The organism is Goodfellowiella coeruleoviolacea, assembly GCF_024171785.1.
In the GTDB taxonomy this organism is placed as follows: domain Bacteria; phylum Actinomycetota; class Actinomycetes; order Mycobacteriales; family Pseudonocardiaceae; genus Goodfellowiella; species Goodfellowiella coeruleoviolacea.
The window spans coordinates 456,507-476,202 of sequence record NZ_JAMTCK010000001.1; the positions used below are offsets into that span (position 1 = coordinate 456,507).

The window sequence follows — 19,696 nt, forward strand, 5'->3', positions numbered from 1 at the left end:
GGGCCGGCTGTCCGGGCCGGCTGTCCGGCCACCGGCCGGGCCCCGGCGGCCGGTCACTCCCCCACCGGGAACGTCTCCGCCTCGCCCCTGGCCAGCTCCACCGCGTGCAACGGGTTCAGCGCCTCGGTGTGGTCGCAGTGGACGAGCACGTCGTAGCGGCGGGACAGCGCGGTGGGCACGTAGTTGCGGGCCAGGTCGCTGGCCGGGCGGTAGACCACCCCGACGGCCCGGTGGCCGCGCACCCGGCCGGCCCACGCCGGGTCGCCGCCCGGCTCCCCGCCGTCCCCGTCCCCGCGGCCGGTGCCGAAGACGAACAGGCTGTCCGCGTCCGGCACGGCCTCGTGCAGCAGCGCCTCCACGCTGTCCGGCCGGGCCGGGGGAAGGACCATCCGGCGCACCGGCCCGCCCCACAGGTCCGCGGCGACGACGCTGCCCCGGTGGGTGGAGAAACCCACCAGCACCACCCCGTCGTCGGCGTGCCGCTGCCGGACCAGCTGCCCCACGTTCACCAGGCCGGCCGCGGCCATGTCGGTCGCCCTGGCGTCGCCCACGTGGGTGTTGTGCGCCCACACCACCGCCTTGGCGTGCGCGCCGTACGCGCTCACCAGCCGGTCCAGCGTGTCCGCCATGTGGTGGTCGCGCACGTTCCAGGAGCGGCTGTCGCCGCGCACCATCTCCCGGTAGTAGCGCTCCGCGCCGGCCACCACCGCCGCGTTCTGCCGCGCCACGAACCCGGGGGCCAGGCCGGGCAGCGCGTCCTCGTGCGCGGGCGCGCGCAGGTCGGCGAGCAGGCGCACCACGTCCGCCTCGCAGGTCTCCGGCAGGGCCCGGGTGGCGAACGCGTAGGCCTGCGGGTCCTCCCGGTAGGGCTCGAAGCAGCGGTAGGCCCGCAGCGCGGTGTCCACCTGGTCCGGGGCGTGCTCGCGCAGGTAGTCCAGTACCGCGCGCAGCGAGTCCCACAGGCTGTAGACGTCCAGGCCGTGCAGGCCCACCGGCGGGCCGGACCGCCCGCCGGTGGTGTTGACCGCGCGCAGCCACCTGGCGAACTCGACGACCTCCTCGTTGGCCCACATCCAGCGCGGCCAGCGGTCGAAGGTCCACAGCGCGGCGGCCGGGTCGTCGGGTGCGCCGGGCGCGCCCACCACGCAGCAGTGCAGCCGGTGGCAGTCCGGCCAGTCACCCTCCACACCGACGAAGGAGAAGTCCCGCTCGGCGATGAGCCGCCTGGTCAGTTCCGCCCGCCACCGGTAGAACTCCGAAGTGCCGTGCGTGGCCTCGCCGATCAGCACGAACCGCGCCTGGCCGACCCTGGCCAGCACGGCGTCCAGGTCCTGCGGGGCGCGCAGCGGCTGGGCCGCCGCCCGCACCCGCTGCGCAAGCTCCACAACGCCCTCCCGCACCGGTTGGTGGCGCACCGCGGCGGCCAGCACCGCGAGCCGCGTCGGCGGCGCTGTGGGGTTACCCCGGCGAGCACCCGGTCACACGCGAACTGCCCGCCCCGGGTGTTGTCATGTTCGAACCGGGCGGACAACGGGCACTGGCAGGCAACCGGGGCGACCATCCCAGGTGGACACGGACCGGGCGTGGGGCGAGCGATGTCAGCGTGGGCGATGTCAGGGGACAGGGATGCGACACCAGCAGCTACCGACGGGGACACTGGACTGGCTGACGCGACGCACCAGCCGAGCCGCTGACTGGCCGCCGCGCGCGCTGGTCGAGGCCAAGGGCGGCACGCGGATCAGCGTGGTGATCCCCGCGCACAACGAGGAAGCCACCATCGGCGACATCGTGCGGGTGATCCGGCACGAGCTGATGTGCCGGCTGCGGCTCGTCGACGAGTTGCTCGTGGTGGACTCCCGGTCCACCGACGCCACGGCGCGGGCCGCGCACGCCGCCGGCGCCCGGGTGGTCCGCCAGGACGACGTGCTCGGTGAGCTGCCCCCGGCCGACGGCAAGGGCGACGCGCTGTGGAAGGGCCTGGCCGCCTCCAGCGGCGACCTGGTCGCGTTCGTCGACGGTGACCTGCGGTCGTTTCCGCCCGAGTTCGTCACCGGGCTGCTCGGGCCGCTGCTGCTCGACCAGGACGTCGCCTACGTCAAGGGCTTCTACCACCGGCCGCTCACCGACAGCCGGGGCACCGTGCCGGACGGGGGCGGGCGGGTGACCGAACTGGTGGCCCGACCGCTGATCAACCTGCACTGGCCGGCGCTGGCCGGCTTTGTCCAGCCGCTGGCCGGTGAGTACGCCGGGCGCCGCGAGGTGCTGGAGCGGGTGCCGTTCGTCACCGGCTACGGCGTGGAGATCGGACTGCTGGTGGACCTGCTGCACGGCGTCGGCCTGGACGCGCTGGCCCAGGTGGACCTGGGCAGTCGCGAGCACAGCCACCAGAGCATCCCGGAACTCGGCCGGATGGCCACGCAGATCCTGCTCACCGTGCAGCGCCGGCTGGCGCCGCACGCCCACCCCCTGGCCCAGTCCTCGACCGCGCTGGCGCAGTTCCTCCGGGGCGGGTCGGGTGCCGTGGTCGACCGGGAGGTGGTGGTCACCGAGGTCACGGTCACCGAGCGCCCCCCACTGGCCGCGGTGCGCGACGGCGTGCCCACGGATCTGCTGAGGCTGTAGATGGCCCTCCGAGTCCTGATCAACACGGGACCGTGGCTGCCCGTGCCGCCCAGCGGCTACGGCGGCATCGAGAACATGGTGGCCGCGCTGGTTCCCGAGCTGCGCCGGCGGGGCGTGCGCGTGGTGCTGGCCAGCGTCGGGGAGAGCCAGCTGCCCGTCGACGAGCTGGTCCACGTCCACCAGCGACCCCAGTTCGCCGCCCTGCAACAGCCCTACAATCGGGTCATGGGTGTGGCCAACGCCCACATGCACCTGGTGGCCCGCCAACTGCTCCAGCGCGACGACATCGACCTGGTGCACGACCACATGGAGGCGGCCGGACCGACCGTGCTGTCCGCGATGGACGGACACGCGCCGCCGGTGCTGCACACCCTGCACTGGGACCTGGCCAAGCATCCCGACCTGTACGGCACCTTCGCCAGCGAGCGGGTGTTCGTCAACGGGGTGTCCTCGGCCCAGCTGGCCAGGGCGCCGGCCGCGCTGCGCGCGCGCAGCCTCGGCCACGTGCACCTGGCCACGCCGCTGGCCCGGTACGCCGACCGCCGGGTCACCCCGGCCAAGGTGGACTACCTGGTGGTGCTGGGCCGGATCACGCCGGGCAAGGGCCAGCACGTCGCGGCGCGCCTGGCCCACCGGATCGCGGTCGACGTGGTGCTTGCCGGACCGGTCGGCCCGCACCACGACCCGCCGGCGCTGGCCAGGGCACTGGCCGAGGACCCGGACGCCAGGCAGAACCCGGACGTGGCCTACTGGTGCGACCAGGTGCGCCAGCACGTGGACGGGCACCGGGTGCGCTGGATCGGCTCGGTGTCCTCGGCCGAGCGCGACCAACTGGTCGCGCACGCCCTGGCCACGCTGTTCCCGCTGTGCTGGGAGGAGCCCGGCGGCACGGCCGTGGTGGAGTCCCTCGCGCTGGGCACCCCGGTGGTCGGCTACGCCAGGGGCTGCCTGCCCGAGCTGGTCGAGCACGGGCACACCGGGCTGCTGGCCGCACCCGACGACGAGGACGGGCTGGCCGCGCTGGTGCGGCGGGCGCGCACGCTGAGCCCGGCCGACTGCCGGCGCACGGCCGCGCGGCGGTTCAGCCCGGCGGTGATGGCCGACGGGTACTGCCGGCTCTACGAACGAGTCCTGAGTGGACGGTGATGGAACCTCGGCGGGTCCGCGAAGTCCTCGTTCGGCCGGGGAGCGGCCACCAGGTGGCTTCGCGGACGCGCCCCAACGCGGGAGGTGGGTCGTGCGACTGTCCACACCCGAGCGTGTGGTGCCCCACCCGAGCCACGACCAGTCCGGCGGGCGCAGCCCCACGGTGGCGATGGGGCCGGGCTGGTTCCGGTGGCGGGGCCGGTACCGGACGGTGGTGCTGCTGGCGGTGCCGGTGGTCGTGCTGGCCGCGGTGGTGCTGGTGGCCAACGCGTGGTGGGCGGCCAGCCCGGCCGGCCGGGCCTTCGTCGCCGCCCACCCCTGTCATTTGGCCCAGGCCGACGTGCCCACGGACTTCCCGGCCTGGCTGCGCGGGTTGCACTGGTTCAACCTGCTGCTGCTGGTGCTGCTGGCGCGCAGCGGCCTGCAGATCCTGGCCGACCACCCCCGGCTGTACGCCGACGCGCACAGCACGCCGGGCCGCGAGTGGCTGCGCTTCCGCGGCCCGGTGCCCCGGGGACGGCCGTGGACCTCGCTGGACGACTCGGTGCACCTGAGCGGCGCGGTCGGGCTGCCCGGCGGCCGGCACACCGTGGGCCAGGCCCGGTCGTGGCACTTCCTCGCCGCCCCCACCTGGATCGCGATCGGCGTGGCCTACCTGGTGTTGCTGGTGGTCACCGGGGAGTGGCGGCGCCTGGTGCCCACCAGCGCGGCGCTGGCGCCCAGCGCGGTCAGCTGCGCCAGCAGCTACGCCCGGTTCGCGCTGCCGCCGGGCGAGGGCGCGCCCGGCTACAACGCCCTGCAACAGCTCACCTACTTCGCCACGGTGTTCCTGGCCGCACCGGCGGCCGTGCTGACCGGGCTCGCCCAGTCGCCCGCGCTGGTGAACCGCTTTCCGCGCTACGAACGGCTGTTCGGCAACCGGCAGATCGCGCGGTCCCTGCACTTCCTGCTGCTCTGCTACTTCGCGGTGTTCACCGTGGTGCACGTCGCCGTGGTCGCGATCACCGGGCTGCGCCGCAACCTCAACAACATGGTGTTCGGCGCGCCCGGCCACGGCTGGGCCGGTCCCCTGCTGGCCCTGGCGATCCTGGCCGCGGTGGTGGGGCTCAACGTCGCCGCCAACGTGACCACCTGGCGCTGGCCGCGCGGCCTGCAGACCGCCTTTGAGCGCACCAGCATGCGGCTGGTGCGCGCCACCCTCGGCCGGCTGCGGCCCAGCGCGTCCTACCCGGCACGCACGGTGTCGCCGTACTTCTGGGCCAACGGCCTGCTGCCCGACTCCGAGCGCTACCGGCGGCTGGCCGACAACGGCTTCCGCGACTACCGGCTGCGGGTCTGCGGCGCGGTGGAGCGGCCGGTGGAGCTGACCCTGGAGCAGTTGCGCGCGCTGGGCACGGCCAGCCACGTCAGCCAGCACAACTGCATCCAGGGCTGGTCCGGGGTTGCCGCGTGGACCGGGGTGCCGATGGCCGCCCTGATCGACCGCGTCCGGCCGTTGCCGCAGGCCCGCTGGGCGGTGTTCTACTCCTACGGGCCCGGCCTGTCCGGCGGCCCGTACTACGACGCCCACCCGCTGGACCAGCTGTGCGCGCCGCACTGCCTGCTGGCCTGGGCGATGAACGGCGAACCGCTGCCGCTGGAGCACGGCGCCCCGCTGCGGCTGCGCAACGAGAACGAGCTGGGCTACAAGCAGGTCAAGTGGATCGAGCGGATCGAGTTCGTGACCGACTACCACGCGGTCGGCGCTGGCCACGGCGGCTACAACGAGGACCACAAGTTCTACGGCGTCACCGCCGCCATCTGAGCGGCGGGTCCGGCGCCGGCGGTCACCAGGCGTAGGCCTCGGGCGCGGGCTTGGCCCCGTTGGGCGCGGGCGGCGGGAACAGCTCGTCCAACGCGGCCAGGGTGGCGCTGTCGAGCGTGATCTCCAGCGCGCGCAGCGAGCCGTCGAGCTGCGCGACCGTCCTCGGCCCGATGATCGGCCCGGTCACGCCGTCCTGCGCGAGCAGCCAGGCCAGCCCGACGTGGGCGGGGTCCTCGCCGATCTCGGCGCACAGGTTCTCGTAGGCCGCGATGGCGTCCCGGTGTGCGGCCAGCGCGTCGGCCGCGTGCCCGGACGTGCCCCGGGAGGCGCCGCCCTCGCGCTGCTTGCGCAGGACGCCGCCGAGCGCCCCGCCGTGCAGCGGCGACCACGGGATGACGCCCAGCCCGTAGTGCCGCGCGGCCGGCAGCACCTCCAGTTCGACCCAGCGGCTCATCAGGTTGTAGATCGACTGCTCGCTGACCAGGCCGAGGAAGTGCCGCGTCCGGGCGGCCTCCTGCGCCTGGGCGATGTGCCAGCCGGCGAAGTTGGACGAGCCGAAGTAGAGCACCTTGCCCTGCTGGCGCAGCACGTGGAAGGCCTCCCAGATCTCCTCCCACGGCGTGTTCCGGTCGATGTGGTGCATCTGGTACAGGTCGATGTGGTCGGTCCGCAGCCGCGCGAGCGAGGCGTCGCAGGCGCGCCGGATGTGCAGCGCGGACAGCCGGTTCTCGTTGGGCCAGTCGCCCATCGGCAGGTAGACCTTGGTGGCCAGCACGGTCCGCTCCCGCCGGCCGCCGCCGGTGTCGAACCACCGGCCGATGATCTGCTCGGTGGCGCCCGGCCCCTCGCCGGTCCGCCGCCCGCCCCGGCCGGCGGCACCGCCGTAGACGTTGGCCGTGTCGAAGAAGTTGATGCCGTGCTCGTGGGCGCGGTCCATGATCGCGTGACTGTCCTGTTCGGATGTTTCCGGCCCGAAGTTCATGGTGCCGAGCACCAGCCGGGACACCGTCAGGCCGCTGCGACCGAGCTGGGTGTACTCCACGTCGTCCTCCGTCTCGCCCCCGTGGGCGAATTTCGATACTGAACGCACAGTATCATAATTGCTAGACTCGGGGGCGTGACAGATCCCGGCAAGGCGCGCCGCCCCGGGCGGCCGCGCAGCGAGCGATCACAGCGGGCCGTGCTCACGGCGGCGCTGGAACTGCTGACCGACCAGGGCCTGCAGGCCCTGACCATGGACGACATCGCCGCGCACGCCGGCGTCAGCAAGAACACCATCTACCGCTGGTGGCCCAACAAGGCCGCGGTGCTGATGGACGCCTTCGCCGACGCCATCAGCCCGCGAATGGGCTTCCCGGACGAGGGCGACGCGATCACCCGCCTGCGCGCGCAGGTGCGCCGGGTGGCCCAGCTGATGAGCGAACCGCGCGCGCGGCTGCCGTTCGTCGCGCTCGTCGCGGCCAGCCAGCACGATGCCGAACTCGCCACCGCGCTGCGCGAGCGGTTCGTCGCCGACCGGCGCGCCGCCGCCCACCAGCTCATCGCGGCCGCGGTCGAGGCGGGCGAGTTCGCGCCCGACCTGGACATCGAGGTGATCATCGACGCGATCTACGGCGCCCTCTACTACCGGCTCCTGGTCAGCCGCGCACCCGTCACCCCGGACTACGCCGACCGGCTCGTCGACGGCCTCGCCCCGGCCCTGCTGGCCACCGCGTGAGGGCCGGGGCGCCGCCGGTGCTCGCTCAGGCCGCGCTGACGGTGAGCACGAGCTTGCCGAACTGCTCGCCCCCGGCCAGCGCGGCGAGCGCGGCCGGCCCCTCGGCCAGCGGGACGGCGCGGTGGACCACCGGCCGGAGCCGGTGTTCGGCGACGAAGGCCACCATGTCGTGGAAGTCCTCGGCACTGCCCATCGAGGTGCCCAGCAGGCTGATCTGCCGGAAGAACAGCTCGCGCAGGGACAGGGTGACGTCGGGGCCGGTGGTCGCGCCGAGCGAGACCAGCCGCCCGCCGGGGCGCAGCACGCGCAGGCACGCGTCGAAGGTGGCCGAGCCAACGCTGTCCACCACCAGGTCGACGGGTTCGGGCAGCAGCTCCCGCCAGTCACCGGAGCTGCTCACCGCGTGGTCCGCACCCAGGCCCAGGGCGCGGTCCAGCTTGTCCTGACCGCGTGAGGTGACGCTGACCCGGGCACCGGCCGCCTTGGCCATGGCCAGCGCGATGGTGGCCACCCCACTGCCGATGCCGGGCAGCAGCACGTGCTCGCCGGCGCGCAGCCCGCCCCGGGTGAACAGCGCGCGGTAGGCGGTGACCCCGGACAGCGGCAGCGCCGCCGCCTCGGCCCAGTCCAGGTGGCTCGGCTTGGCGACCACGTTCTCCGCCGGCACGGTGACGAACTCGGCGAAGGTCCCGTTGGTCGGCCCGCCCAGGATCTCGGGCACCTCGGGCACCTCCGCCCGGCTGCGCCAGCCCAGGGTGGGGTCGATGATCACCTCGTCACCCGGGGCCACACCGTCCACAGCGGACCCGACCGCGGCCACCACCCCGGCGCCGTCCGAACCGGGCACGAACGGCCCCGCATCCGGCTGCCTGGCCTCGAACACGAACAGGTCCCGGTGGTTGAGGGCGGCCGACCGCACCCGCACCAGCACCTCGGTGTCCCCCGGGGTCGGGGTGTCGATGTCCTGGACCGTCAGCCCGGCGAGTCCGGGCCGACCCACGTGCACCACGGCCTTCATCCACTGCCTCCACTGCTCACTCGCGTGTCTGGACACTCAGTTCGGGAACTTCAGAGCCAGAACCGGAAATTCCCATGATCGCGAGCTGTGAAGATCCTCATAGGACACCCGGTCACACCTAGTCGCGCGGCAGGCGCCTGCGCTTCACCGGGTGCGCGGTGGGCATTGCCACGTAGCGGAAGTCGTCGAGGTTGACCGCCCGGCCGGTGTTCCGGTCGACCAGCACCGGGTCCGCCTCCGCGCCGGTGGCGCTGTCCAGCAGCCGGACGTTGCCCTTCTTGCGGGTCACGTGCTTGCGGCCCCAGGCGGCCAGCGCCTCCACGACCGGCTGGAGGTCGCGGCCGCGCGCGGTGAGCAGGTACTCGTCGCGGGGTGGCCGGTCCTGGTAGCGCCGGCGCTCAAGCAGGCCGGCGGCGCACAGCTCGGTCAGCCGCCTGGTCAGCGAGTTCGGCGAGATGCCCAGGCTCTGCTGGAACTCGTCGAAGCGGGTCAGGCCGTGCAGCGCGTCCCGGATGATCAGCAGGCTCCACCACTCGCCCACCTCTTCCAGGGTCAGCGCGATGGGACAGTTCATGCCCTCGAAGCTCTTGTGCCGCACGTCTCCCCCACTGGGCGCCTTCCATCGTGGAACCCACTGTACCAACGCGGGAACATCGGGTACGGTCCCGACTTACTTCCACAGTGGAACTAACCGAAACCCTTGGGAAACCTGGAGGAACCATGGCTGCGATCGGTGTGCTGGGCCCTGGCGGAGTCGGCGGGGTGCTGGCGGCCCGGTTCGAGGCGGCCGGCCACGCGGTGACCGTGGTGGCCACGGAGCGCACGGCCGCGCGGATCACCGCGGGCGGACTGACCTTCCAGGGACCGGACAGCCCGCCGGTCGTGACCCACCCGGTGGCGCGGCCCTGGCTGACCGAGCCGGTGGACGTGTTGTTCATCGCGACCAAGGCGACCGAACTGCTCGCGGCGCTGAGCCGGGTGCCGCAGCCGGTGCTCGGCTCGGCCACGGTGGTGCCGCTGCTCAACGGGGTGGACCACCTGCCGGTGCTGCGCGCCCACTACCCGGCCGCCCAGGTGGTGGCGGCCACCATCGCCATCGAGGCCACCCGGCACGAGCCCGGCGTGGTCGAACAACTGACCCCGATGTCCGACGTGGCGGTCGCGGACGGGACACCGGCCGGGGCCGAGGTCGCCGACCTGGTTCGGTCGCTGGGTCTGCACGTCGACACCCATCCGGACGAGAACGTGGTGCTGTGGCGCAAGCTGACCTTCCTCGCGCCGCTCGCCCTGCTGACCACCGGCGCGAACGCGCCCATCGGCGAGGCGTGCACCAGTCGGGAGCCGTGGCTGCGCCCGCTGGTGGACGAGGCGACCTCGGCCGCGAGCGCCTGCTCGGTCACCGTCGACCCGGACGCGGTCGTGGCCCGGCTGCGGGCGCTGCCGGCCACCACGAAGTCCTCGATGCTCAAGGACTTCCGGGCGCGGCGGACGCTGGAGCTGGACGCGATCGCCGGGCCGATCATCCGCGCGCTGGGCCCGACCAAGGCGGCCACCACGGTCGAGGTGGTGCGCACCATCCTCGCCGCCGAGCAGGGCTGACCCCACCCGCCGCGCGTGGCCCGGCCGGGGTGGACCGGCCGGGCCGGGCGCGTGCGGTCAGGCCGCGTTGAACGTGTCCGGGTCGGGCCCGGTGCGGGTGCCGTCGTGCAGCGGGGCGAGCTGGGCCATGTCCTCGTCGGTGAGCGAGAAGTCGAACAGCGCCAGGTTCTCGGCGATCCGCGAGGGCGTGACCGACTTGGGGATCACGATGTTGCCCAGCTGCAGGTGCCAGCGCAGCACCACCTGCGCCGGGGTCCGGCCGTGCCGCCGCGCCAGCGCGGTGATCGCCGGGTGGCCGAGCAGGTCACCGCCCTTGGCCAGCGGGCTCCACGCCTCGGTGGCGATGCCGTGCTCGGCGTGGACGGCCCGCAGTTCTTCCTGCTGCAGGAAGGGGTGCAGCTCGATCTGGTTGACCGAGGGCACCACGCCGGTGGCGTCGATGACGCGCCGCAGGTGCGCCGGCTGGAAGTTGGACACCCCGATGGCGCGGACCCGCCCGTCCTCCTGGAGCTTGACCAGTGCCCGCCAGGTGTCCACGTACCGGTCGCGCTCGGGGGTGGGCCAGTGGATCAGGTAGAGGTCGAGGGTGTCCAGACCGAGCCGGTCGAGGCTGGCGTCGAAGGCGCGCAGCGTCTGGTCGTAGCCGTGGTCGGAGTTCCACACCTTGGTGGTGACGAACAGCTCGCTCCGGTCCACATCGGACTCGGCCAGGGCGCGGCCGACACCGGCCTCGTTGCCGTAGACCGCGGCCGTGTCGATGCTGCGGTAGCCGGCCGCGATGGCGGCCTTGACCGCCGCCGTGGTCTCGTCGTCCGGCACCTGGAAGACGCCGAAGCCCACCTGCGGCATGTGCACGCCGTTGTTGAGCTTGACAGTGGGCACGTCCGTCATGCGGATGTCCTCTCTGGACCCTCTGGACTCGGTGGGGTCCGGTTGTGCGGTCAGGGGATGATGCTGGTCGCCACGCCGCCGTCGACGCGCAGCGCACCGCCGGTGGTGGCCGAGGAGTGCTCGGAGGCCAGGTAGGTGATGAAGTTGGCGACCTCGTGCGGCCGGATCAGCCGGCCCAGCAGCGAGGTGGGCCGCTCCTCCTGGATGAACCGGCGCTCGGCCTCCTCGAAGGAGATGCCGGCGCCGACCCGGCTGGCGATGAACTCCTCCACGCCCGGGGTCAGGGTGGGACCGGGCAGCACGCTGTTCACGGTGACCCCGCTCCCGGCCACGGCCTGGGCCATGCCCCGGGACACCGCGAGCTGCGCGGTCTTGGTCATCCCGTAGTGCACCATCTCGGTGGGCGTCTGCACGGAGGACTCGCTGCTGACGAAGATGACCCGGCCCCAGCCGCGCTCGACCATGCGCGGCGTGTAGTGCCGGGCCAGCCGAACCCCGGAGAGGACGTTCACCTCGAAGAAGCGCTGCCACTCCGCGTCGGGGATCTCGAAGACCGGCGTGGCCGAGAAGATCCCGGCGTTGTTCACCAGCACGTCGACGTCGGGCACCTCGGCGACCAGGCTCGCGGCACCCGCCGCGGTGGCCACGTCCGCGGCGACGCCCCGCAGTTTCGGGGAGCCGGTGGCCTCGCGCAGCGCGTCCACGGCGCCGGCCACCCGGTCGGCGTCGCGGCCGTTGACGACCACCTCGGCACCGGCCCTGGCCAGCGCCTCCGCCGTGGCGTAGCCAATACCCGCGGTTGACCCGGTGACCAGCGCGGTGCGTCCACTCAGGTCGATCTGCATCAGGGGTCACTCCTCATCGCTCTGCCGGTGGGCGGACCGCCCGCGCCGGCAGCTTATTTGCACACGCGTCTTATTGCCTACGCCGACTAACGTATCACGCGGCAGATTCGGGCGCGGCCGGCCGCTGCCCCGGGTGACCGGGTTCACCCTGCTGCTCGCCGTGCGTCACCCGGCACCGCCGGAGCGGCGCAGCGGGGGGATCGACGGCACCTCGGGTGCGTTGTCGATGTCGGCCTGGGTCATCCGGAACTCCGCCGGATAGGCGTCGCGCTGGGTCCGGCGCGCCGGCTCGGTGGTGCGCCAGGTGTACAGGCAGCGCTGGCACTGCAGCACCTGCCACACCCCGGGAACCGGTGACTCGGCGAGCGTGGCGGTGGTGTCGTGGTCACAGCGGGGACAGCTCATGCCAGGTCCTCCTTCCGGTGTGGACGGTTCAGCCCGCCCTGGCGGCCAGCAGGCGGCGCAGCCGGTCGATCCAGGCCGCGGCCTCGGGCAGGTCGGTCACCGGCTGGCTGTAGTGCCCCCGGGCGTCCGGCTCGACCGGCGTGGTGGCGTCGATGATCAGCTTGTTGGAGATGCCGGGCGGCTGCGAGCCGGGGTCCAGCTCCAGCACCGACAGGTTGGGCAGGTTGAGCACGTCGCCGGCCGGGTTGACCTTGGTGGACAGCGCCCACATCACCTGCGGCAGGTTGAACGGGTCCACGTCCTCGTCGACCACGATGATGACCTTGCAGTAACCGAGTCCGTGCGGGATGGTCAGCGCGCGCATCCCCACCGCCTTGGCGAAGCCGCCGTAGCGCTTGCCCGTGGCGATGACCGCCAGCAGCCCGTGCGTGTACATCGCGTTGACCGCCCGCACCTCCGGGAAGTCGGCCTTGAGCTGCTGGTAGATCGGCACGCAGGTGGCCGGCCCGATCAGGTAGTCGATCTCCGTCCACGGCATGCCCAGGTAGAGCGACTCGAACACCGGCCGGTCGCGGAACGAGATCCGGTCCACCCGCACCACCGTCATGTTGCGGCCACCCGAGTAGTGGCCGGTGAACTCGCCGAACGGGCCCTCGATCTCCCGCCTGCGGCCCTCGATGACCCCCTCCAGCACCACCTCGGCGCCCCACGGGACGTCGAAACCGGTGAGCGGGGCGGTGGCGATCGGCGCGGGCGCGCCGCGCAGCGCGCCGGCCATCTCGTACTCGGACTGGTCGTAGGCCAGCGGGGTGCCCCCGACGATGCTGATGATCGGGTCGTTGCCCACGGCGATGGCCACCGGCAGGTCCGCGCCGTTCTCCTCGGCCTTGCGCAGGTGCAGCGCGATGTCGTGCATGGGCACCGGTTGCAGGCCCAGCTTGGCGCGGCCCTTGACCTCGATCCGGTACACGCCGACGTTCTGCTTGTCGAAGTTGTCCGGCTCGTCGGGATCGCGGGAGACGACCACGGCCTTGTCGATGTAGAACCCGCCGTCACCGTCGTTGAGCCGGAACAGCGGCAGCACCTCGAACACGTCCACCTCCCCGCCGGTGCGCGTGTTGCGCGCCCACCCGGGATCGGCGCGCCGCTCCGGCGGGACCGGGAAGGTCTCCCAGCGGCGGATGAACTCCGCGACCTGTTCCTTGACCGCGGTGTCGGCCGGCAGGTCCAGGGCGAGGGCGTGGTTGGCCCAGGAACCGTGCACGTTGAGGGCGATCCGGGCGTCGGTGAACCCGGTGACGTTGTCGAAGTACAGCGCGGGCGCGTTCTCGCCGAGCCGGGCCACGGCGTTGGCCGCCGCCCCCAGGTCCGGCTCGGGCGCGACCTCGTCGCTGATCCGCAGCAACTGCCCGGCCGCGTCGAGCACGTCCAGGAACGAGCGCAGGTCGTCGTGGGGCATCAGGGTCCTCCTTGGACTTCCGCCGGCTCAGCCGCGATCGCTCGGGCGGTCCCGCCGGGCCTCGGCCAGGCCGGCCCACCGGCGCGCGGTCGGCGTGGCCAGGTCGAACTGGTCGAGCACCCGGACCACCACGTGGTCCACGATGTCGTCGACGGTTCGCGGGTGGTTGTAGAACGCGGGCACGGGCGGCACGATCCGCACCCCCATCCGGGCCAGCGCGAGCATGTTCTCCAGGTGGATCTCGCTCAGCGGGGTCTCCCTGGGCACCAGCACCAGCCGGCGCCCCTCCTTGAGCACCACGTCCGCCGCCCGGCCGAGCAGGCCGGCCGCGTACCCGGAGCGGATCCCGGCAAGCGTTTTCATGCTGCACGGCACGACGACCATGCCGTCCGTGCGGAACGATCCCGAGGAGATGGCCGCCGCCTGGTCCGCGCTGCCGTACACCACGTCGGCGAGCCCGGCCACCTCCCGCTGCGAGTAGGGCGTCTCCAGTTCGATGGTGGTGCGCGCCCACCGGCTCAGCACCAGATGCGTCTCCACGTCCGCCATCCGGCGCAGCACCGTGAGCAGCCGCACCCCCAGCCGGGCGCCCGTCGCCCCGGTCATTCCCACGATGAGTCGCACGCCGTCCTCACCCCGGCCCGCCCTCGACCGCCGAACCGGTGTGCCCCGGCCGGCCGCGGCGGTGGGTGAAGCGCCACTGGTGCGGCGGCCGGGCGACCAGCTCGACCGGTGGATCGGGAACCACGGTGGGCGCGCCGGCGAAGCGCGCGATGAGCACCACCCGGTGCTGCTCGCCGGTGTAGACGTCGACGCGCCGGCACCCGGGCTGGTCGGCCAGGTCCGGGAACACGGCCAGGTCGAGCCAGTCCAGCAGGTCGTCGAGCCGGTCCGGGTGGGCGCGCACCTCCCACATGAGCGTGTCCGGCACGGGTCCATCCACAGTGGATTCGGGCATGGCGGCTCCCTGGTGGTCGTGGTGGCTGGGCTGCCCGCTCCCTCGGCGGCTACCGCTGGCCGACCCGTTCCCGGTGCGCCGCCGTGCCCGGCACGTCCCACACGTAGTAGTCGGTCTGGTCCAGCCCGAGGAAACCCAGCAGCCGCGCGGTGAACTCCTCGAACATCTGGTCCACGGTCTGCGGCACGTTGTAGTAGGTCGGGATCATCGGGTACACCACCGCGCCCGCCTCGGTCACCTGGGTCATGTTGCGCAGGTGGATCAGGTTGAACGGGGTCTCCCGGACGCACAGCACCAGCCGGTGGCGTTCCTTCAGGCACACGTCGGCCGCCCGTTCGATCAACGTGTTCGCCTGGCCCTGCGCGATCCGGGCCAGCGCGCCCAGCGCGCACGGCACCACCACCATGCCCCAGAACGGGTAGCTGCCGGACGAGGGCGGCCCGGCCGGCTCCCGGTCCGGGTCCCAGCAGGCGACCTTGGGTGACTGACCGCCCAGCAGCGTGCTGACCGGGTCGTCGGTCTCCGCCCCGCCGAACTCGTGGGCGAGCAGCTTGCGCCCGTTCGCCGACACCATCAGGTCTACGTGTCCCACCCGGTCGTCCCGGACCAGTGCGGACAGCACGTACCGTGCCATGCGGGTACCGCCCGCCCCGGTCACTGCCATCGCCAGCCGGCGCTGCTCCATCGCGCACACCTCCCGCTGTCGGAGTGCCCGATTGGGACGGTGGTACACGCCGATGTGGACAGTGCGGGCGGATTGGCGGTGTTCGGACGGCTGGGTGACCGCGCGCGGGTGAGGCGGGTGCGGCGCGAATATGGCGCGGACCGTCGTCGCACCCGCTGGCTCCCACTCCGCCGCCACCCGAGCCGGTTCCAGACGAGGCAGCACGCCACCGGCTGACATGTCCTCGAGTGGGTGGAACTCACACAATCCGACCAGGTCCGTTTGACGCCACCCGAACGGCAGAATTTAGGGCCGCGGAGGCGCCACACACGTCTCCCTCAACTATCGCTTCACCATACGCCGCACAAGCCGAAGAAGAACACCAGGATCCGCCACGACCGCGAACACGTCACCAACTGGAAATATTCCAACCCTGATTCCTTCATCTCGGAGTTGCGGCAACACCTTGTTCACCCAACGATCCAGCGAAATCACGATAGGACCTTCCCCCGACTCGCGTTCACCTTCGGGATAGCAGCGCGCGGCAAACTCCGGATGCGACCAAAAGGCGATGGTGGTGTTACCTTCCTCGTCTTCCCAGAGCAGCGTATCCTCACCCAGCCCCCAGGAGCAGACCGCCCCTTGCGCCAGCACACGATCCAAAAAGTACTTCTCTCGCTCCTTTCCAGACAGGGACATCTGCCGCAAGTCAGCTGCAGTCAACTCGGGAAATCCTTGAGCCATGTCCAACACTAGCAATTAATCCTTTTCTTGCCGCACAGCCTCTTCCTCAGATCATAATATCTGTGTTGCGTCTCATGCGGCGACACCGGCCGCGGGACCGGGCAGCTGTACCCGAATCCTCGTGCAGTTTCATGGAGGCACCTACGAGCACGCTGGCAACCAGGGACTCCCGGCGTCCTTTTTTCTGACACACAAGGTTCTCTGTGTAAAAACCGCCCGGCTCGGGTCGAGCGCATTCACCCCACTGATCACCAGAACCGTGACCAGCAGTACCGACAACCACCGACGCCGCGACGTCACGGCGTGCCACCGTCAGACGCGGGCAGCACGGAACACGGCCGCACGGCCCATCTGGAGGACTCCCCCGGTTCAGCCGCGATCCCCCGACAGACCACGCGATCGCCGCAAACGCGGGAGATGGTCAGCAACACAGGTAGTGGAAACGTCCAAACGGCGTCACCACGCCCCGCCGACGGCGACCAGCTCTCAGCGGGCCGCGCCGCCGTGCCGGGCCAGCAGCGCGCGCTTGTCCGGCTTGCCGTTGGCCGTCTGCGGCACGTCCCGGATGACCGTCAGGTGGCTCGGCACGTTGATCTCACCCAGTTCGGTGCGCACCAACGCGGCCAGCGCGACCGGGTCGGGCACGGTCTGGCCGGCCGGGACCACGAACGCGTGGATGGCCTCGCCGGTCCGCTCGTCGGGCACGCCGAGCACGTACGCCTGGTCGACGTCGGGGTGGGTGGCCAGCACCCGCTCGATGGGGCCGGCGTGGCAGAGCTGCGCGTTGACGATGATCACGTCGCGGGTGCGGCCCCGCAGCTGCAGCAGCCCGTGCCGGTCGGTGCGGCCGAGGTCGCGGGTGCGCAGCCAGCCGCCGGACAGCACCTCGGCGGTGTGCTCCGGGTCGTTCCAGTAGCCGGACATCATGTGCGGGCAGCGCACCCAGATCTCCCCGACCTCCCCGTCGGCGACCGGTGTTTCGTCCTCGGCGCGGATGCTCACCTCGACGTCCGGGTGTGGCCGGCCCACCGACGCCAGGGCGGCGTCACCGTGCGCGGCCACGTGCTCGGGGCTGAGCAGGGAGATCATCCCCAGTTCGGTCTGCCCGTAGTCCTGGTACAGCACCGGGCCCAGCGCGGTCAGCGCCTCCTGGTAGCGGCGCGGGCTGACCGGGGAGCCGGACACCACCAGCGCGCGCAGGCAGCTGACGTCCACGGGCCGCTGGCGCAGCTCGTCCAGCATCGCGTACAACCGGGGCACCGGCAGGATCGCGGCGGTGATCCGGTACCGCGCGATGGCGTGCGGGAACAGCGGGGCGGTGCTGTCCTCGGGGATGACCGCGGTGCCGCCGCCGAGCAGGCACCGCAGCACGTAGTCCAGGATCACGGCGCTGGCCAGGGTGCCGGACAGCAGGTAGCGCTCGGCCGCCGCCATCAGGGTGGCGTCCTCGGCCGCCCACTGGTCCGGCTGCCGGCACCAGCGGGCACTCAGCGCCCGGTAGGTCTGCGCGCAGCCCTTGGGCAGCCCGGTGCTCCCACTGGTGTAGACCAGACGGGCGACATCGTCCGGCCGGCCGCCGGCGAGCAGCGGCTCGGTGGCGTCCACCTCGGCGGCCAGCACGTCGACCGCGCCGGCACCGGGGCCCAGCGACAGCACCGGCAGCTGGTTGCCCGGTCCCAGGCGCGCCACCTGGTCCGGTCCGTCGACCACGGCCACGTCGATGTCGGCGGCGAGCACGTGGGCCCGCTGCCGGTCCGACAGTCCCGGCGACACCCCCACCACCCGGGCGCCCAGGATGAACGCGGCGACGTAGGCGGCGAACGCCTCCGGGGTGACCGAGGTGAGCACGGCCACGCCAGTGCCCGCGCCGACGCCGGCGCGGCGCATCCCGGCGACCGCCGCGCGCACGAGGTCCAGCAGTTCGCGCCGGGACACGCGCCTGCTCCCGTGCTCGAACGCGACCGCGTCCGGTCGTGCCCGCAGTTCGTCCACAAGAGACTGTGGAAAGACCCGCTGTGGCACGCCGGGCGTGCCGTGCCTGCCGTCGCTCACCGCACCACGCTACCCGGAAGTGGGTCGGTCGGCGCAAGACCCGGGCGCCATTTCCCTTGTGTCCCACGGCTTTCGGCCCCGACGGGCAGTCAGGCCGATGCCGGCGCCGGTTCTGATATTCGCTTGAGAATTCTCGGCCATCATTCGGCTGGGTCCTTCCCAACCCGTTGGCACGACGTGGAGGTTGGCATGTCAGAGGAGATCCTGGACTACCTGGTCGTCGGCGCTGGCCCAGCAGGCCTACAACTGGGTTACCTCCTCCAGCAGCGGAACCGGAACTACCTGATCCTGGAGGCCGGTTCCGCACCAGGAACCTTCTTCCGCACCTACCCCCGGCACCGCCAGCTGATCTCCAGCAACAAGCCGCACACCGGTACCACCGACCCCGAGCTGAACCTGCGGATGGACTGGAACTCGCTGCTGTCGGACAACCCGGAACTGCTGTTCACCCGCTACAGCGAGCGCTACTTCCCGCCGGCCGACGACATGGTGCGCTACCTGGCCGACTTCGCCGAGGCCAACCAGCTGCGCATCCAGTACGACACCCGGGTGGTGCGGGTGGACCGGGACGGTGTCTTCCAGCTGACCGACGCGCGCGGCCGGACCCACCGGGCCGCCCGGCTGGTCGTCGCCACCGGTGTCGGCCAGCTGTACCTGCCGCCGATCCCGGGCATCGAGACGGTCGAGCACTACGACACCGTCACCGTCGATCCGGCGGACTTCGTCGACCAGCGGGTGCTCATCATCGGCAAGGGGAACTCGGCCTTCGAGACCGCCGACAACCTGATCGAGACCGCCGCGGTCATCCACGTGGGTGGCCCCAGCTCGGTCCGGCTGGCCTGGAAAACCCACTACGTGGGCCACCTGCGCGCGGTGAACAACAACTTCCTGGACACCTACCAGCTCAAGTCGCAGAACGCCATCCTGGACGGCCACGTCCAGCGCATCGACCGGGACGGGGACGGCTACCTGGTCAGCTTCAGCTTCTCCAGGGCCAACGAGGTCGTCAAGCAGCTGCGCTACGACCGCGTCATCGCCTGCACCGGTTTCCGGTTCGACGCCTCGATCTTCGCCGACACCGCGCGGCCGGAACTGGTCATCAAGGACCGCTTCCCGGCCCAGACCCCGGAATGGGAGTCAACCACCGTGCCCGACCTCTACTTCGCCGGAACCCTCATGCAGCAGCGCGACTTCAAGAAGGGCACCAGCGGCTTCATCCACGGCTTCCGCTACTCCGTGCGGGCGCTGCACCACGTCCTGGAGAAGAAGTACCACGGCGTCGACTGGCCCAGCCGGACCATCGCGCGCGATCCGGCCGCGCTGGCCGACGCGGTGCTGGCCAGGGTCAACCGCACCTCCGCGCTGTGGCAGCAGTTCGGCGTGCTCGGCGATGTGGTCACCGTCGACCGCGACGGTGCCGCCTACCGCGAGGAACTGCCCGTGGACTACGTGCCCGCCAGTGACTACGGCAAGGCCGAGGACCACTTCGTGATCACCCTGGAGTACGGCCCGGACCACGACAAGGTCGACCCGTTCGACATCTCGGTGAGCCGCATCGCCCAGGACGACGCCGGGCGCGCGCACGACGCCGCCTACCTGCACCCGGTGGTGCGGCACTACCACCGGGGCGAACTCGCCGGCGTGCACCACGTGGCCGAGAACCTGGAGAACGAGTGGGACAAGCCCACCGCGCACCGCCAGCCGCTGGTGGAGTTCTTCGCCCGCCAGCTGGCCGGGTCGGCCGCGGCGGTGTCCACAGTGGAGGCCTAGGC

General features: G+C 72.1%; 19 protein-coding genes. 6 read left to right on the forward strand and 13 right to left on the reverse strand.

Going from position 1 to position 19,696, the window contains the following annotated elements; all coding sequences use genetic code 11:
• Positions 1-53 precede the first annotated feature (53 nt).
• Entirely contained in the window at positions 54-1,385 is a 1,332-nt protein-coding gene (locus tag LX83_RS01800; RefSeq protein ID WP_253766219.1) for an erythromycin esterase family protein, read from the reverse strand.
• 241 nt (positions 1,386-1,626) lie between these two features.
• Between LX83_RS01800 and LX83_RS01805 the strand changes: the two genes are divergently transcribed.
• The 3 genes from LX83_RS01805 (at position 1,627) to LX83_RS01815 (ending at position 5,572) form a co-directional block, all read left to right on the forward strand.
• Positions 1,627-2,622: a glucosyl-3-phosphoglycerate synthase gene (locus tag LX83_RS01805; protein ID WP_253766221.1), complete on the forward strand. Its 996-nt coding sequence runs from the start codon at positions 1,627-1,629 to the stop codon at positions 2,620-2,622.
• Complete coding sequence (locus LX83_RS01810; RefSeq protein WP_253766222.1) at positions 2,623-3,768, forward strand: glycosyltransferase; 1,146 nt, start codon at positions 2,623-2,625, stop codon at positions 3,766-3,768. It abuts the gene before it with no gap.
• Between the two features lie 91 nt (positions 3,769-3,859).
• The gene (locus tag LX83_RS01815) at positions 3,860-5,572 is read left to right on the forward strand and encodes a molybdopterin-dependent oxidoreductase (protein WP_253766224.1); all 1,713 of its coding nucleotides are present in this window, start codon (positions 3,860-3,862) and stop codon (positions 5,570-5,572) included.
• Between the two features lie 22 nt (positions 5,573-5,594).
• Here LX83_RS01815 and LX83_RS01820 read toward each other — a convergent pair whose 3' ends face one another.
• Complete coding sequence (locus LX83_RS01820) at positions 5,595-6,614, reverse strand: aldo/keto reductase (protein ID WP_253766226.1); 1,020 nt, start codon at positions 6,612-6,614, stop codon at positions 5,595-5,597.
• A 75-nt stretch (positions 6,615-6,689) separates the two neighbouring features.
• On the opposite strand from LX83_RS01820, the gene LX83_RS01825 reads away from it, so the two are divergent.
• The gene (locus tag LX83_RS01825; RefSeq protein ID WP_253766228.1) at positions 6,690-7,289 is read left to right on the forward strand and encodes a TetR/AcrR family transcriptional regulator; all 600 of its coding nucleotides are present in this window, start codon (positions 6,690-6,692) and stop codon (positions 7,287-7,289) included.
• Between the two features lie 25 nt (positions 7,290-7,314).
• On the opposite strand, the gene LX83_RS01830 is transcribed toward LX83_RS01825, so the two are convergent.
• Both LX83_RS01830 and LX83_RS01835 read right to left on the reverse strand, forming a co-directional pair.
• Positions 7,315-8,307 (reverse strand): zinc-binding dehydrogenase, encoded by a 993-nt coding sequence (locus LX83_RS01830; RefSeq protein WP_253766230.1) that lies wholly within the window; start codon positions 8,305-8,307, stop codon positions 7,315-7,317.
• Positions 8,308-8,425: 118 nt separating this feature from the next.
• On the reverse strand, positions 8,426-8,881 hold the full coding sequence (locus LX83_RS01835; protein ID WP_253766232.1) for a winged helix-turn-helix transcriptional regulator: 456 nt from the start codon (positions 8,879-8,881) through the stop codon (positions 8,426-8,428).
• A gap of 146 nt (positions 8,882-9,027) precedes the next feature.
• Between LX83_RS01835 and LX83_RS01840 the strand changes: the two genes are divergently transcribed.
• On the forward strand, positions 9,028-9,906 hold the full coding sequence (locus LX83_RS01840) for a ketopantoate reductase family protein (RefSeq protein ID WP_253766234.1): 879 nt from the start codon (positions 9,028-9,030) through the stop codon (positions 9,904-9,906).
• 57 nt (positions 9,907-9,963) lie between these two features.
• Here LX83_RS01840 and LX83_RS01845 read toward each other — a convergent pair whose 3' ends face one another.
• From LX83_RS01845 to LX83_RS01885, 9 genes are all read right to left on the reverse strand, one after another.
• Positions 9,964-10,797: an aldo/keto reductase gene (locus tag LX83_RS01845; RefSeq protein WP_253766236.1), complete on the reverse strand. Its 834-nt coding sequence runs from the start codon at positions 10,795-10,797 to the stop codon at positions 9,964-9,966.
• A 50-nt stretch (positions 10,798-10,847) separates the two neighbouring features.
• Entirely contained in the window at positions 10,848-11,642 is a 795-nt protein-coding gene (locus LX83_RS01850) for an SDR family NAD(P)-dependent oxidoreductase (protein ID WP_253766238.1), read from the reverse strand.
• Between the two features lie 165 nt (positions 11,643-11,807).
• Positions 11,808-12,047, reverse strand: coding sequence for a non-oxidative hydroxyarylic acid decarboxylases subunit D (locus LX83_RS01855; RefSeq protein WP_253766240.1), 240 nt, complete (start codon positions 12,045-12,047; stop codon positions 11,808-11,810).
• 28 nt (positions 12,048-12,075) lie between these two features.
• Positions 12,076-13,506 carry a non-oxidative hydroxyarylic acid decarboxylases subunit C gene (locus tag LX83_RS01860; RefSeq protein WP_253766242.1) on the reverse strand — a complete coding sequence of 477 codons (1,431 nt, stop codon included), beginning with the start codon at positions 13,504-13,506 and terminating at the stop codon, positions 12,076-12,078.
• Positions 13,507-13,533: 27 nt separating this feature from the next.
• Positions 13,534-14,130, reverse strand: a complete 597-nt coding sequence (locus LX83_RS01865; RefSeq protein ID WP_308203890.1) for a non-oxidative hydroxyarylic acid decarboxylases subunit B — start codon at positions 14,128-14,130, stop codon at positions 13,534-13,536.
• Between the two features lie 7 nt (positions 14,131-14,137).
• Positions 14,138-14,464 (reverse strand): hypothetical protein, encoded by a 327-nt coding sequence (locus LX83_RS01870; RefSeq protein WP_253766244.1) that lies wholly within the window; start codon positions 14,462-14,464, stop codon positions 14,138-14,140.
• A gap of 49 nt (positions 14,465-14,513) precedes the next feature.
• Complete coding sequence (locus LX83_RS01875) at positions 14,514-15,368, reverse strand: UbiX family flavin prenyltransferase (RefSeq protein WP_308203891.1); 855 nt, start codon at positions 15,366-15,368, stop codon at positions 14,514-14,516.
• Between the two features lie 102 nt (positions 15,369-15,470).
• Positions 15,471-15,872, reverse strand: coding sequence for a DUF2750 domain-containing protein (locus LX83_RS01880; RefSeq protein WP_253766969.1), 402 nt, complete (start codon positions 15,870-15,872; stop codon positions 15,471-15,473).
• A 486-nt stretch (positions 15,873-16,358) separates the two neighbouring features.
• Positions 16,359-17,924: a class I adenylate-forming enzyme family protein gene (locus LX83_RS01885; RefSeq protein ID WP_253766248.1), complete on the reverse strand. Its 1,566-nt coding sequence runs from the start codon at positions 17,922-17,924 to the stop codon at positions 16,359-16,361.
• 189 nt (positions 17,925-18,113) lie between these two features.
• On the opposite strand from LX83_RS01885, the gene LX83_RS01890 reads away from it, so the two are divergent.
• Positions 18,114-19,694: an NAD(P)-binding domain-containing protein gene (locus LX83_RS01890; protein ID WP_253766250.1), complete on the forward strand. Its 1,581-nt coding sequence runs from the start codon at positions 18,114-18,116 to the stop codon at positions 19,692-19,694.
• Positions 19,695-19,696: the final 2 nt, after the last annotated feature.

Excerpts from the sequence above, each read along its gene's own strand:
- LX83_RS01830 (WP_253766230.1), bottom strand. The coding sequence starts at position 8,307 with ATGAAGGCCGTGGTGCACGTGGGTCGGCCCGGACTCGCCGGGCTGACG.
- LX83_RS01850 (WP_253766238.1), bottom strand. The coding sequence starts at position 11,642 with ATGCAGATCGACCTGAGTGGACGCACCGCGCTGGTCACCGGGTCAACC.
- LX83_RS01880 (WP_253766969.1), bottom strand. The coding sequence starts at position 15,872 with ATGGCTCAAGGATTTCCCGAGTTGACTGCAGCTGACTTGCGGCAGATG.
- LX83_RS01860 (WP_253766242.1), bottom strand. The coding sequence starts at position 13,506 with ATGCCCCACGACGACCTGCGCTCGTTCCTGGACGTGCTCGACGCGGCC.
- LX83_RS01840 (WP_253766234.1), top strand. The coding sequence starts at position 9,028 with ATGGCTGCGATCGGTGTGCTGGGCCCTGGCGGAGTCGGCGGGGTGCTG.
- LX83_RS01890 (WP_253766250.1), top strand. The coding sequence starts at position 18,114 with ATGTCAGAGGAGATCCTGGACTACCTGGTCGTCGGCGCTGGCCCAGCA.
- LX83_RS01870 (WP_253766244.1), bottom strand. The coding sequence starts at position 14,464 with ATGCCCGAATCCACTGTGGATGGACCCGTGCCGGACACGCTCATGTGG.
- LX83_RS01845 (WP_253766236.1), bottom strand. The coding sequence starts at position 10,797 with ATGACGGACGTGCCCACTGTCAAGCTCAACAACGGCGTGCACATGCCG.
- LX83_RS01875 (WP_308203891.1), bottom strand. The coding sequence starts at position 15,368 with ATGTCAGCCGGTGGCGTGCTGCCTCGTCTGGAACCGGCTCGGGTGGCG.
- LX83_RS01855 (WP_253766240.1), bottom strand. The coding sequence starts at position 12,047 with ATGAGCTGTCCCCGCTGTGACCACGACACCACCGCCACGCTCGCCGAG.
- LX83_RS01810 (WP_253766222.1), top strand. The coding sequence starts at position 2,623 with ATGGCCCTCCGAGTCCTGATCAACACGGGACCGTGGCTGCCCGTGCCG.
- LX83_RS01835 (WP_253766232.1), bottom strand. The coding sequence starts at position 8,881 with ATGAACTGTCCCATCGCGCTGACCCTGGAAGAGGTGGGCGAGTGGTGG.
- LX83_RS01805 (WP_253766221.1), top strand. The coding sequence starts at position 1,627 with ATGCGACACCAGCAGCTACCGACGGGGACACTGGACTGGCTGACGCGA.